The organism is Actinosynnema pretiosum (assembly GCF_024171695.1).
Classification (GTDB): Bacteria; Actinomycetota; Actinomycetes; order Mycobacteriales; family Pseudonocardiaceae; genus Actinosynnema; species Actinosynnema pretiosum.
Window position 1 is genome coordinate 185,623 of sequence record NZ_JAMTCF010000013.1, and the last position, 12,760, is coordinate 198,382.

Genomic DNA, 12,760 nt, shown 5'->3' on the forward strand with positions numbered 1-12,760 from the left:
CCCTTACGGATCAATGGGAATAGGGGATGTCCGATGTGCACGCAGCGCCACGGCCCGCGAGCGGCGCGTGAACGGCGGTTTTCCACGTGGCCAGCAGGGTCCGGGAGGCCCCGACGGGCAGCGCGAGCTCCTGCAGCACGGCGAGGGCGTCCCGGTGCGGCCCGGCGCTCTCCACCCGACCACCGGAGTAGGCCACGGGCGGCGAGTCGGCGAACTCCAGGTACACGAACGGCCTGGCCAGCGCCGGGTGCGCCCCCACCCCGAACGGCACCACCCGCACCGGCCACGGCGAGGCGGCGAGGGCGCGCACCTGCGCGGCGTGCGCGCCGGGCCCACCGACGACCGCGTGCAGGACGGCTTCGTGCAGGTAGAAGGCGGATTCGGCGGGCGGGGTCGGGGGCCTGAACTCGGGTCCGGGTCCAGGTCCGGGCTCAGGTCCGGGCTCGGGCTCGAACCTGGGCCCGGACTCGGACCTGAGTTCGGGCTCAGCCCTGGGTCCGGGCTCGGACCTGGGTTGGGGTCCGGGCTTGTGGTCGCTCTCGGGTTCGGGCTCGGTCTCGAACCTGGGTTCGGACTCGGCCCCACCGCAGGCACACAGGCAGTCACCGCTCCCCGCACCGCCTCCGCCACCGCTGCCACCGCCGTTGCAGCCGCTGCCACCACTACCGCCGCCGTTGCCGCCCTCGCTGCCGTTATCCCCGCCGCTGCTGTTGCCCCCGCCGCCGACGCCGCCGTTATCCCCGCTGCCGCCGTTGCCCCCGGTGCCGCCGCTGTTGCCCCCGGTGCCGCCGTTGCCGCCGCCACTGTTGTCCCCGCCGCCGCCGTTGCCGCCGCCGTCGCTGCCGCTCCCGCCGCCGCCGCCGTCGCTGCTGCCCCCACCATCGCGGTCGCCGCCGTTATCCCCGTTGCCGCCGTTACCCCTGTTGTCCCCGTCGCCGTTACCGCTGCTGTAGGCCAACGCGTACTCCGCAGTGCGCAACCACTCGGGCACGACCAGCACCTCATAGCAGACGAGCGACCGGGCTCGCCGCTCATCACCCCGCTGGCTGCCGCCCACCAGGCGCACGAGGTCGACGACGTCGACCGCGATCCGCTTCGACGGCGTCCAGAGCGGCCACGGCGACACCCCGTCCCCTGATCTCACGGAACCGCACCATACGTGTTCTGACCTGGCGTTTCGCCGAGCGCCCGGAAAGTGCACCCCAAAGGATCACATGATTGACGGAACAATCCGTACGTACTGATTGGATTTCGGGGGCGGGTGCTGGGACGATCACCCGGTGCCCAGGGTGAGTCAGGACCACCTAGACGCCCGCCGCCGCCAGATCCTTGACGGCTCGCGTGCCTGCTTCGCGCGCTTCGGCTACGAGGGTGCCACCGTGCGCCGCCTCGAAGAGGGTACCGGCCTGTCCAGGGGAGCGATCTTCCACCACTTCCGGGACAAGGAGTCGCTGTTCCTGGCCCTGGCCGAGGACGACGCGGTCCGCATGGCCGAGGTGGTGGCCGAGCAGGGCCTGGTCCAGGTGATGCGAGAGCTCCTCGCCACCCCGCGCCACGACGACGGCGAGCAGCACCCGGCGGACTGGCTGGGCACCCGCCTTGAGGTGTCCAGGCGCCTGCGCACGGACCCGGAGTTCCGAGGCCGCTGGGCGGAGCGCTCCAGCCAGCTCACCGACGCCACCAGACAGCGCCTGCTGCGCCAGCGCGAGGCGGGCAAGCTGCGCGACGACGTGGACGTGACCGTGCTGACGTCGTTCCTGGAACTGGTCCTGGAAGGCCTGGTCTCCCACCTGGCGATGGGCCTGCCAGCAGACGACCTGGAACCGGTCCTGGACCTGGTCGAGGAATCCGTCCGCCGCCACCGCCGCACAGGCTGACCCCACCGCCCCGCAGCCCCCGCGCCCCTCCGCCCCTCCGCCCGACAGGCTGCCCACTCCCCACGACCGGTCGACCTGCCGCACCCCCAACCGCAGGGCGGCACGCTTCCCCCACGCCCGACCCAACACCCGCGCCCGCGCCCACTCCCGTGTTCACGTCACCTAGTTGTCGTCGCAGTCGTCGTCGCAGTCGTCGTCGCAGTTGTCGTCGCAGATATCGCCCCAGGTGTAGCCGGATATCGCCCCAGACGCCGCCATGCCGGAGGACCCTGTCCGCAGCACTCGGCCGAGGTTGAGGGGTGTTCCACGTGATGCGGCTGTACCTGCTGTGCGCGGGCTCGGCCAGGCTCGCCGACGAGATGGTCGCCGTGACCCTGGTGCTGCTCGCACTGGAGCGCACCGGCAGTTCAACGCTGTCCGGACTGGTGGTAGCCGCCTACACGATCCCATCGGTGGTGTCAGGCCCGCTGCTGGGCGCCTGGTTGGACCGCACGACACACCCCGTGGCCGCGCTGGCGGGAAACCAGTTCGCACTGGCCGCCTCGACCCTGGGCATGGCCCTGCTACCAGGCACACCAGCCCTGACAGCCTTGGCGTTCCTGGCAGGCTTGGCCCTCCCCCTGACGAGCGGTGGCTTCACGAGCCTGATCCCCAGACTGACCACCGACCTGTCCCGATCAACCTCGAACGACGCGCTGCTGTTCAACGCCGCAGCGATCGCCGGCCCGGCACTGGCCGGCGTGCTGGCAGCAACGAGCGGACCGGTGACCGCGGTGCTGGTGATCACGGCACTGGCACTGGCAGGTGGCCTGTGCACCCTCTGCCTGCGCGTCCCACCACACCCACCAGCCGCACACCCACCACTGCTGGTCGCGCTGCGCCAGGGCGTGCGCCATCTCGCGGTGACCCCACCGCTACGGGGCACAACAATCGCCTCGGTGCTGGGCTACGGCGCAGTGGGCCTCCTGGCGACAGCACTCCCAGCCCGCCTGACGGAGTTGGACGGCACCCCGGCCCGCCTGGGCCTACTGCTGGCCGTGCTGGAGCTCGGATGCGTGGTGGGCCTGCTGGTGCTGCGCGGCTGGTTGAACCGCAGGCGTCCAGAACACGTGATGCTCACCGCCCTGCTCCTGTACGGCGCAGCCCTGGCCACGTGGCCACTGGCGACCACAACGTGGGCACTGATGGCACTGGTAGCGCTCACCGGCTTGGTGGACGCGCCGATCCTCCCCGCGACCATCAACGCCAGACAGCGCTACACCCCACCCACCCTGCTGGGCCAGCTCTCCACCACGGGCGCAAGCCTCAAGATCGGCGCATACGCACTGGGCGCAGCAGCAGGCGGCACCCTGCTGTCATCGTTCCCCCCGTCAGGGGTGATCTGGCTGGCCGCCGCAGGACAGGTGCTCGCTGCGACGGTCGGAGCAGCCGCCACTACGAACCGGAAACCCCTTCGGGTAACGCCCTAGTATCCCGCGCATGGCAGATCCCCGCCCCGCCCACGTGCACCGCGTCCGGGTCCGCCCGGTCGACTGCGACCGGCGGGGCGTGGTGCACGCGTCCCGCTACCCGGTGTTCTTCGAGGCTGCGATGGTCGAGGCGGTCAGGTCGCTGCTCGGCTCGTACCGGGAGCTGGAGAAGCACGGCGTGGAGTTCGCGGTGGCCGAGACATCGGTGCGCTACCTGGGCGAAGCAGGCTTCGACGACATGATGCGCATCAACGTACGAGTGCGCACCCTGGGCACCACAACGATGACCCTCGGCTTCGAGGCAGAGGTGGACGGCACCCCGGTAGCAGTCGGCTGGACCCGCTACACCGCCTGCGGCACCCCGGAACCCAGACACACCCCGATCCCAGACGAACTACGCAGAGCCCTAGAACACCGAACCCGAACCACCACCACAGCCACCCGCAACGGCCAGGTCACCAAACGCCCCTAACCACCACGCACCGCCCACATACCCAGGCACCCAGGCACCCAGGCACCCAGGCACCGCAGGACATATCCACGAAGCACGCCCGCGAGCCCTGCCCACCGAACCCGCTCACGAGAACGGCCACCCCGTAACCGGCAGCGAGCCACAAGAAAGCAGCAAGCACGCAGACACACCCTCGCCCCCGCTTCCGGAGACCAGCGCCGCATAGCCCGTCGCCTACCCGCGCCGCACTACCCAAGCCTCAGACCAGCCACCCACCGCCCATCACCCACGACCAGCCACCCGCGCCCCGCAGCACGCGGTCCACGCGGTCCACGCGGTCCACGCGGTCCACGCGGTCCACGCGGTCCACGCGGTCCACGCGGTCCACGCGGTCCACGCGGTCCACGCGGTCCACGCGGTCCACGACCAGGGTCGGGCGTGAGGTGGTGATCGCAGTCGCGGTCGGTACCGGTACCAGTGCCAGTGCCAGTGCCAGTGCCAGTGCCAGTGCCAGTGCCAGTGCCAGTGCCAGTGCCAGGGTTCGGCCCCCTCAGCCCTCAGCCCTCAGCCCTCAGCCCTCAGCCCTCAGCCCTCAGCCCTCAGCCCTCAGCCCTCAGCCCAGATGATCACCCCTCCCTGCTGAGCGATCGGGTGCCGAGGACGGCCGTGACCGCGCCGGTTCCCTCAGCGGTCGCCACCACTCGACCGTCGGACAGCAGTGCCGCCGCCTCGGTCATGTCCCCGGACTCGGCGAACCCGGCCGCAGTCGCGAGCCGCCCGCCCGGATCGCACACCAAGCGCACCTCGGGCCACGCCGCCTCCGGGAACGCCACCCGCACCGCCGCGCACAGTTCACCCACCACCACCCGCACCAGCGGTAGCACTTCGACGGGTGTGTCGGTCACCAGCGCGATCGTCACCGGCACCCCGCACCTCGCCACCCGTTCCACCGCGTCCAACCGCCGCACGCCCAGCACCGCGACCACCCCGTCACCCGACAGGGCAACTGCCCCGCTGCCGGGCGACGGCATCGCCCCACCACCCGGCGCCCCACTACCAGGCCCAGGAACCGCCCCACCGCCGGATGCCACGGTCTTCCCGCTCACCAGGTCGACCAAGCCCTCGGGCACCGCCCACTCCCGATCGACCTCGCTCGCCTCGACCGCCGCCTCCGCAGGCGCCCACCAGTCGTCCATCACCAGCCCCGCCAGCCGCTCGCACGCGCTCACCACGTCGTACGCCGCAGGCGCCCCCGCCCCACCCGGCAGGGAGTCCAGCTGCCTCGCCCCGTGCAGCAGCGCCAGCACCAGTTCGGCCAGCCGCACCCGGCGGGTGTGGATCGGGCCGTCCCAGCGCACCCCGGCCACGCCCTCGACGGCCAGTCCGAGCAGCACGGCGTTGACCCCGGCCAAGGCGCCCAGCACGTCCGCCATCTCACCCGCCAGCTCGGGTGGCAGCGCGCGACCGATCCCACCCGGCGCCGGCGTCACCCACGTCCGCGCCAGCGCCCCCAGCGCCTCCTCCAGGTTCCGCCCCGGCCGGGCTCCCGGTGGGGCCTGGGTCCGCTCGACCAGGTCCGCGAGCACCGCCAGGTACAGCGCCCGCTTGCCGGGGAAGTTCGAGTAGACCGCCCCCCTGGTCAGCTCGGCGCGCTCGGCGATGGCGTCGACCCGCCCGTCCCGGTACCCGCGCTCGGCGAACTCGGCGCGCGCCGCAGCGAGCACCGCGACCCTCGTCCGCTCCTGCGTCTGCACCCTGGTCAGCCGCGCCACGCCCACCACCCGCTCACCGCAACCCCTCCGCTCGCTCCATCTCCTCCGCGATCAATTCTCCGGCACCGGAAGATCGCATTCCAACACCCTGGGACCTCTCACGATCGGGTGGTTCTCGCCGCCCAGACCGCCCCCCAACCCTCGACAGCAAACCCCCATCCAGATACTTTGAACATCCGAATGATGAGAACATCTGAATTATCCACCTGGAGCACCCCCGTGACGAACCCCCGCCTCGACCCCGCCGACCCCAAGACCCTGCTCGACCCCTTCACCGCGCACAGCACCGCCCGCGAGCAGGCCCCCATCGCCGTGATGCCCATCCCCGGCATGGGCGACCTCCGCGTCGCCACCCGCCACGACGACGCCAAGGCCGTCCTGTCCGACCCCCGCCTCACAGTGAGCTCGAACAGCTTCATCGGCCTGCCCGGCATCCCCGACCACTGCCTGCGGTACATGCGCACGATGTCCGAGCTCAACGGCCCCGAGCACCAGCGCGTCCGCAGGCTCGCCGCACCCGCGTTCACCGCCCGCCGCGCCGCCGAGTTCCGCCCCCGGATCACCGAGCTGGTGACCACCCTCCTCGACGCGCTGCCCGACGAGGGCGAGGCCGACCTGCTCGCCGACTACACGTCCCCGCTGCCCAGCGACGTCGTCTGCGAGCTCGTCGGCATCCCCGCGCCCGACCGGGAGCGGTGGCGCGCCCACGGCTCAGCGGTCGTCTCCGGCGACCTCCAAGGCCTCGTCGCCGCCATCCCCGACGTGATGGAAGGCGCCAAGGCCGCCGTGGCGCACCGCCGCGCGAACCCCGGCGACGACCTGCTGTCGTGGCTGCTGGAGGTCGAAAACGGCCTCACCGACACCGAGCTGGTCACCCTCGTCTGGCACCTCGTGCTCGCGGGCCAGACCCCCGCGAACCTGATCGTCAACGCCCTGGAGGCCCTGCTCGCCCACCCCGACCAGCTGGCCCTCCTGCGCGAGCGCCCCGAGCTGGCCCCGCGCGCGGTGGAGGAGCTGACCCGCTGGGCGACCCCGCAGCTGATGGCCACCCCGAGGTTCGGCGCCGAGGAGGTCGAGATCGGCGGCGAGACCATCCCGGCGGGCGCGCCGATCACCGCGTCCCTGGTCGGCGCGAACCGCGACCCGAGGTCGTACACCGACCCGGACCGCCTCGACCTCACCCGCGCCGAGGGCGGCCACCTCGCGTACGGGCACGGCCCGCACTTCTGCCTCGGCGCGGCGTTCGCGAAGGTCGAGACCGAGGTCGCGATCACCGCCCTGCTGGACCGCTACCCGGTCGTCGAGCCGGCCGAGCGCCCCGAGCGGGCCCCGGACGGCGGCACCTGGCGGCTCGCGTCGTTGCGGGTGCGCTTGTCCCGAACCGCTTGAACCGGCCCCCCCGCTCGGCCACGGTGGGGTGATGTCGAGCCGCAGCCCGCGCCTGGCCGCCCTGAAGTCCGCCACCTCGTTGTCCGTGCTGCGCGCCTCGCTCCGCGCCCGAGCCGCCTTCGGCGACCCCGTCGCGCGCCTGCTGGACACCTCACCCCGCTGGGACCGCGACCGCGAGCAGGAACGCGTGCGCGCGGGCGGTGACCTGGGGCGGAGCAAGCTCGGGATGCGCGTCACCGCCTCGCACGCCGTGTGCGGCCAGGTGCTGCGCGACCCGGCTTTCGGCGTGCTCCAGCCCCTGCCGCCGCCCGAGGCGCTGGGGCTGTCCAGCCAGCTGGTGAACCCGGTGACGGACTCGTTCCTGACCCTCAACCCGCCGGACCACGGCAGGCTGCGCAGGCTGGCCGCCCCGTGGTTCACCCCGCGCGGCCTGCGGGCCAGGCAGGAGTCGGTGCGGCGGGTGATGGACGAGCACCTGGGCGCACTGGCCGGTCGGGAGCGGTTCGACCTGGTGGAGGACTTCGCGGCGCGGGTCCCGGTGCGGATCATCGCGGACCTGCTGGGGGTCCCCGGCGGCGACCACTCGGCGTTCGGCCGCTGGGGCAGCGCGATCATCTCCTCGCTGGACGGGGTGCGGTCGGCGCGGCAGGCCCGGCGGCTGCGGGTGGCGCTGGTGGAGTTCGAGGCGTTCCTCGACGACCTCGTCGAACTCCGGCGGCGCGAGCCCGGCGAGGACGTGGTCAGCGCGCTGGTCGCCGAGCCGGGGCTGTCGCGGGCGGACCTGCTCGCGACCACGGAGCTGCTGCTGGTGGCCGGGTTCGAGACGACGGTGAACCTGATCGGGAACGCGGTGCTGCTGCTCCTGGACCGGCCGCTGGACCGGGAGCGGCTGGTCGCTGAGGAGGCGTGGGCGGAGGCCGTGGTGGAGGAGGTGCTGCGCCTGGACCCGCCGGTGCGCTACACGATCCGGGCGCCGTTCGAGCCGGTGGAGCTGGCGGGGTCGCGGTTGCGGCCGATGACGCCGGTGGTGCTGCTGCTGGCGGGCGCGAACCGGGACCCGGAGGTGTTCGCCGAGCCGGACCGGTTCCTGCCGGGGCGCGAGCGCGGGCGCGAGCACCTGGCGTTCTCGTCGGGCATCCACTACTGCCTGGGGGCCGGGTTGGCGCGGATGGAGGCGGTGGCCGCGCTGCGCGGGTTGTTCGGGCGGTTCCCGGACCTGGAGCTCGCCGGACGGGTGCGGCCGAGGCGGTCGGGGACGATCCGGGGGCCGGTGTCCCTGCCTGTTTCCACTTCCGTGGGTCACACGATCGAGCTGAACAAGCGCTGATCACGGGCGGTTTGACGGGGTCGTGGTGCATGCTTGGTCTCAGCGCGGGACTGTCCCGCCGCACCGCCGCCGTGGCGGGCCACCCCGCGCCCCTAACACCCTCGCCGCCCTCCTCCGGGAGGGCGGCGAGGTTTTAGCGCGCTCCAGCCCACCCTTCGGTTGACTCTCGTCACTTTCCGCCCTTTCAGAGCGCCCTGCCCGCTCCCGCAAACTGTACCTTCCGGAAGGTGCAGTTTGACCGGGCGGAGAGCCCAAGAGCGGAACGAGGACGGTCATGACGACGGTGAACGCGCCTGCGGGCACGTCCCACCGGTGGACCCTGCTGGTCACGGTCGCGCTGGGCCTGCTGATGATCACCCTGGACAACTCGGTGCTCTACACGGCCCTGCCGACCCTCACCGGGGACCTCGGGGCCAGCGCCACCCAGAGCCTGTGGATCATCAACGCGTACCCGCTGGTCATGGCCGGTCTGCTGCTCGGCGCGGGCACCCTCGGCGACCGCGTCGGCCACCGCCTGATGTTCCTGATCGGCCTCGTGCTGTTCGGCGCGGCCTCGCTCCTGGCCGCCTTCGCCACCTCCCCCGAGGTGCTGATCGCGGCCCGCGCCGCGCTGGCCGTGGGCGCCGCGACGATGATGCCCGCGACGCTCGCCCTGATCCGCCTGTCCTTCACCGACGAGCGCGAGCGCAACCTCGCGATCGCCGTGTGGGGCAGCGTCGCGGTGGTCGGCGCGGCCCTCGGCCCGGTGCTGGGCGGCCTGCTGCTGCGGCACTTCTGGTGGGGCTCGGTGTTCCTGGTGAACGTGCCGGTGGTGCTCGTGGCGCTCGTCGCGACCGCGCTGGTGGCCCCGAAGGGCGTCGCGGACCGCTCGAAGCACTGGGACGCGATCTCGTCGTTGCAGGTCATGGTGGGTCTGGTCGGCCTGGTGCTGGTGATCAAGGAGCTGGCGGCGGCCACCGTCTCGCTGCCCGTGCTGGCCGTGGCGCTGCCCGCGTCGGCCGCCGGGTTCTGGGCGTTCACCCGCCGCCAGCGCTCGCTCGCGCACCCGCTGCTGGACTTCGCGCTGTTCCGGAACCCGGTGTTCCTGGCGGGCGTGCTGAGCGCGGGCGTGGCGATGTTCGCGATGGCGGGCGTGCAGCTGGTGACCACGCAGCGGTTCCAGCTCGTCGCCGGGTTCAGCCCGCTCGAAGCCGGGCTGGTGGTCGCCGCCGCCGCACTCGGTTCACTGGTCACCGGGCTCGCGGGCGGGGCGTTCCTGCACGTCGTGGGCCTGCGCGTGCTGATCGCGGGCGGGTTGGCCGTGACGGCGGCAGGCGTGGTGTGGACGGCGGTCGCGCTGCCCGCCGGGCTCGGCTGGGTGATCGCGGGCCTGGTGGTCGCGGGCCTGGGCATGGGCGGGGTGATGGGCGTGGCGTCGTCCGCGATCATCGGCAGCGCGCCCGCGCACCGGGCCGGGATGGCGTCCTCGGTCGAGGAGGTGTCCTACGAGTTCGGCAGCCTCACCGCCGTGGCGCTGCTGGGCAGCCTGCTGACCGGCGTGTACAGCGCCGTCGTCGACCTGCCCGGTGACGCGCCGCAGGCCGCGCGGGAGAGCCTGGCCGGGGCGGTGACCAGCGCGAACGGCGACCGGGCGGTGCTGGAGCCCGCGTTCGCGGCGTTCGACACCGGGTTCACCTGGGTGCTGGTCGTGGCGGCCGGACTGCTGGTGGTGGGCGCGGTGGCCACGGCGGTCCTGCTCCGGGGCGACCGGGGCCGGGCTGGGACGATCAGCGGGCACTGAACCACCGCGAGGAGCACCCGAATGCGACAGAGCAACCGCACGAAGATCCTGGAGGCGGCCTTCGCGCTCGTCCAGCGGGAGGGGCTGACCCGGTTGACGCTGGAGTCGGTCGCGGTGGAGGCCGGGCTGACCAAGGGCGGCCTGATGTACCACTTCCCCACGCGCGAGGCGCTGCTCGTGGCGCTGCACGAGTGGCTGGCCGAGCAGTGGGAGGGGCAGCTGGAGGCGGAGGCTGGCAAGCGGGCCGTCGACGCCACGGCGACCGAGCGGCTGGCGGCGTACGCGCGGGTGTCGCTGGAGAGCGCGACGCGGGCGGACCTGCAGCTGATGCTGGAGTCGGTGCCGCACGACGAGCAGACCTGGCCGTGGGCGGACGTGCTGTCGCGGTGGAGCGAGCCCGCCGAGAACGCCGAGCGGGACGACGCGGCGCTCGTCAGGCTGGTCGCGCGGCTGGCCGCCGACGGGCTGTGGATGTACCAGGCGCTCGGGTACGGCGAGCTGTCGCCGGGGCTGCGCGGGCGGCTCACCGAGCGGATCACCCGGCTGGTGGAGGACGCCGAGCGGGGATGATCCGCTGATCGGGCGATCAAGCGTCGCGCTGCGGGGTCGCCGGAGAGCTGGTCCACTCGTGTGGTGGAACTGATCGAAGCCCACGGACGGGCGATGAACGAGTTCGACGACAGGGTCCGACGGGTGCGCGCCGACCAGTGGGAACTGGGCACGCCCTGCGCGGGCTGGACGGTGCGCGAGCTGGTCAACCACCTCGTGCAGGAGCAGCTGTGAGCGCCCGAGCTGCTGGCCGGGTGCACGGTCGAGCAGGTCGGCGACCGGTTCGACGGCGACCGGCTCGGCGCGGACCCCCGGCACGCGTGGGTGCTGGCCGCGTCCGCAGCGCGGGAGGCCTGGATCGAGCCGAACGCGCTGGTCAAACGGGTGCGACTGAGCGCGGGCGAGGCGGGCGCGGACGAGTACGGGTGGCAGATGACGCTCGACCTGACCGTGCACGCCTGGGACCTGGCCACGGCGGTCGACGTCGACCGGGAGGTGGACGCGGGGCTCGCCGAGGCGGTGCTGGCGTTCGCCGAGCGCGAGGCGGGCGCGTGGAGCGGGAGCGGGCTGTTCGCCGACCCGGTACCGGTCGGGACGGACGCCGACGCGCAGACCAGGCTCGTCGCGCTGCTCGGTCGCAGACCGTGACCGGCGCGCCGAGGGGGAGCTGAGGTCCGCGCGCTCCCCCTCGGTCCGCTGCGGCGCGGGTGGGGCTCCCACGCCCACGTCCTTGGTAGCGCACGGCCGTTGTGCGCGGTCGGGGCGCGCCGGGATGACGACGCCCGGACAACGTCAGGGCCCGCTGACCCCCGGCGCCCAGCTCTCCGGCCTGCCGCTCTCGGTGAGCAGCAGCTGCCAGTCCGCGAAACCGGGTGGCGCGTCGCGCTGCCACGGCCACCTGCCGTCGCCCGAGGGCACCACGATCTGCACGGCGGCGAAGTTGCCCGAGCCGTACAGCAGGAAGGCGCTGCCCAGGAACTCCGGGTAGAAGCCTCGGAACACCCGCTCGAAGGTCACCGGGGCGTTCTCGAGGAAGTCGAAGTACAGCTTGCCGGGCAGGAACCGCTCGCCCCTGCTGGCGCGGTCCACGTAGGTCCTGATCAGGACCTCGGCGTACTCGTGGTCGAGGCCGACCACCACCGCCTCGGCGATGCCGAACCTGCGCCACGCCCCGACCGAGAACGAGTACATGGCGCCCTCGTCGTCCTGCGGGACGTTGATGATGGCGTGGCCGTGCACCTCCGCTTGCTCCAGCAGCCAGCGGCGGAGGTTCTCTTCCCCTGGGTTCAGCGCGGGTGTCGACACGCCGCCATTGTGCACGCGGGACGGGCGCGCACGGGGCCCGGACTCGGCCGGACCCCGTGCGCCGGGGTCGGACTAGGCGTCGACCTCGGCCATGACCTCGTCGGACACGTCGAAGTTCGCGAAGACGTTCTGCACGTCGTCGCAGTCCTCCAGCGCGTCGATCAGCTTGAAGATCTTGCGCGCGCCCTCGGCGTCCAGCGGGACCGACACGGACGGCAGGAAGTTCGCGTCGGCCGACTCGTAGTCGTGACCGGCGTCCTGCAGCGCCTTGCGGACCGGGATCAGGTCGCCCGCCTCGGAGACGACCTCGAAGTTGTCACCGAGGTCGTTGACCTCCTCGGCGCCCGCGTCCAGCACCGCCATGAGCAGGTCGTCCTCGGTGAGCCCGTCGTTCTTGGGCACGATCACGACGCCCTTGCGGGCGAACATGTAGGAGACCGAGCCGGGGTCGGCCATCTGGCCGCCGTTGCGGGTCATGGCGGTGCGGACCTCGCTGGCGGCGCGGTTGCGGTTGTCGGTCAGGCACTCGACCAGGACCGCGACGCCGTTCGGGCCGTAGCCCTCGTACATGATGGTCTGCCAGTCGGCGCCACCGGCTTCCTCACCACCGCCGCGCTTGCGGGCGCGCTCGATGTTGTCCAGCGGGACCGAGTTCTTGCGGGCCTTCTGGATGGCGTCGTACAGCGTGGGGTTGCCGTCGGGGTCGCCGCCGCCGGTGCGGGCCGCCACCTCGATGTTCTTGATCAACCGCGCGAAGAGCTTGCCGCGCTTGGCGTCGATTGCGGCCTTCTTGTGCTTGGTGGTCGCCCACTTGGAGTGGCCGCTCATGTCTCCTCCGTCG

The 12,760-nt window shown here is 72.6% G+C and carries 14 protein-coding genes; 9 read left to right on the forward strand and 5 right to left on the reverse strand.

The genetic code is table 11. From position 1 onward, the window contains the following. Positions 1 to 10: 10 nt before the first annotated feature. Positions 11 to 1,144, reverse strand: a complete 1,134-nt coding sequence (locus LV78_RS26030) for a Scr1 family TA system antitoxin-like transcriptional regulator (RefSeq protein ID WP_253848251.1) — start codon at positions 1,142 to 1,144, stop codon at positions 11 to 13. Between the two features lie 136 nt (positions 1,145 to 1,280). Here LV78_RS26030 and LV78_RS26035 point away from each other — a divergent pair, with 136 nt between their 5' ends. The 3 genes from LV78_RS26035 to LV78_RS26045 all read left to right on the forward strand — a co-directional run bounded on the left by LV78_RS26035 (position 1,281) and on the right by LV78_RS26045 (position 3,818). After that, entirely contained in the window at positions 1,281 to 1,877 is a 597-nt protein-coding gene (locus tag LV78_RS26035; protein WP_253848252.1) for a TetR/AcrR family transcriptional regulator, read from the forward strand. A gap of 299 nt (positions 1,878 to 2,176) precedes the next feature. Further along, positions 2,177 to 3,346: an MFS transporter gene (locus LV78_RS26040; RefSeq protein WP_253848253.1), complete on the forward strand. Its 1,170-nt coding sequence runs from the start codon at positions 2,177 to 2,179 to the stop codon at positions 3,344 to 3,346. Between the two features lie 10 nt (positions 3,347 to 3,356). Then, complete coding sequence (locus LV78_RS26045; RefSeq protein WP_253848255.1) at positions 3,357 to 3,818, forward strand: acyl-CoA thioesterase; 462 nt, start codon at positions 3,357 to 3,359, stop codon at positions 3,816 to 3,818. Between the two features lie 238 nt (positions 3,819 to 4,056). Here LV78_RS26045 and LV78_RS26050 read toward each other — a convergent pair whose 3' ends face one another. Both LV78_RS26050 and LV78_RS26055 read right to left on the reverse strand, forming a co-directional pair. Continuing rightward, positions 4,057 to 4,212 (reverse strand): hypothetical protein, encoded by a 156-nt coding sequence (locus LV78_RS26050; RefSeq protein WP_253848257.1) that lies wholly within the window; start codon positions 4,210 to 4,212, stop codon positions 4,057 to 4,059. 211 nt (positions 4,213 to 4,423) lie between these two features. Continuing rightward, positions 4,424 to 5,578, reverse strand: coding sequence for a TetR/AcrR family transcriptional regulator (locus LV78_RS26055; protein WP_308208755.1), 1,155 nt, complete (start codon positions 5,576 to 5,578; stop codon positions 4,424 to 4,426). Positions 5,579 to 5,788: 210 nt separating this feature from the next. Between LV78_RS26055 and LV78_RS26060 the strand changes: the two genes are divergently transcribed. The 6 genes from LV78_RS26060 to LV78_RS26080 all read left to right on the forward strand — a co-directional run bounded on the left by LV78_RS26060 (position 5,789) and on the right by LV78_RS26080 (position 11,262). After that, positions 5,789 to 6,958 carry a cytochrome P450 family protein gene (locus LV78_RS26060; RefSeq protein WP_253848259.1) on the forward strand — a complete coding sequence of 390 codons (1,170 nt, stop codon included), beginning with the start codon at positions 5,789 to 5,791 and terminating at the stop codon, positions 6,956 to 6,958. A gap of 31 nt (positions 6,959 to 6,989) precedes the next feature. Continuing rightward, complete coding sequence (locus LV78_RS26065) at positions 6,990 to 8,285, forward strand: cytochrome P450 (RefSeq protein ID WP_253848261.1); 1,296 nt, start codon at positions 6,990 to 6,992, stop codon at positions 8,283 to 8,285. A gap of 274 nt (positions 8,286 to 8,559) precedes the next feature. Beyond that, positions 8,560 to 10,065, forward strand: coding sequence for an MFS transporter (locus LV78_RS26070; RefSeq protein WP_253848263.1), 1,506 nt, complete (start codon positions 8,560 to 8,562; stop codon positions 10,063 to 10,065). Positions 10,066 to 10,086: 21 nt separating this feature from the next. Further along, positions 10,087 to 10,635, forward strand: a complete 549-nt coding sequence (locus tag LV78_RS26075; protein ID WP_253848264.1) for a TetR/AcrR family transcriptional regulator — start codon at positions 10,087 to 10,089, stop codon at positions 10,633 to 10,635. A gap of 63 nt (positions 10,636 to 10,698) precedes the next feature. Then, a complete protein-coding gene (locus tag LV78_RS41760; RefSeq protein WP_308208756.1) occupies positions 10,699 to 10,848 on the forward strand; it encodes a maleylpyruvate isomerase N-terminal domain-containing protein in 150 nt (49 codons plus the stop codon). 12 nt (positions 10,849 to 10,860) lie between these two features. Continuing rightward, positions 10,861 to 11,262, forward strand: coding sequence for a TIGR03086 family metal-binding protein (locus LV78_RS26080; protein ID WP_308208762.1), 402 nt, complete (start codon positions 10,861 to 10,863; stop codon positions 11,260 to 11,262). A 144-nt stretch (positions 11,263 to 11,406) separates the two neighbouring features. Here the strand turns inward: LV78_RS26080 and LV78_RS26085 are convergent, their stop codons facing one another. Together LV78_RS26085 and LV78_RS26090 are read right to left on the reverse strand one after the other, a co-directional pair. Next, positions 11,407 to 11,919: a DUF4262 domain-containing protein gene (locus LV78_RS26085; protein ID WP_253848265.1), complete on the reverse strand. Its 513-nt coding sequence runs from the start codon at positions 11,917 to 11,919 to the stop codon at positions 11,407 to 11,409. A 72-nt stretch (positions 11,920 to 11,991) separates the two neighbouring features. Then, on the reverse strand, positions 11,992 to 12,747 hold the full coding sequence (locus tag LV78_RS26090) for a YebC/PmpR family DNA-binding transcriptional regulator (protein WP_096492647.1): 756 nt from the start codon (positions 12,745 to 12,747) through the stop codon (positions 11,992 to 11,994). Positions 12,748 to 12,760: the final 13 nt, after the last annotated feature.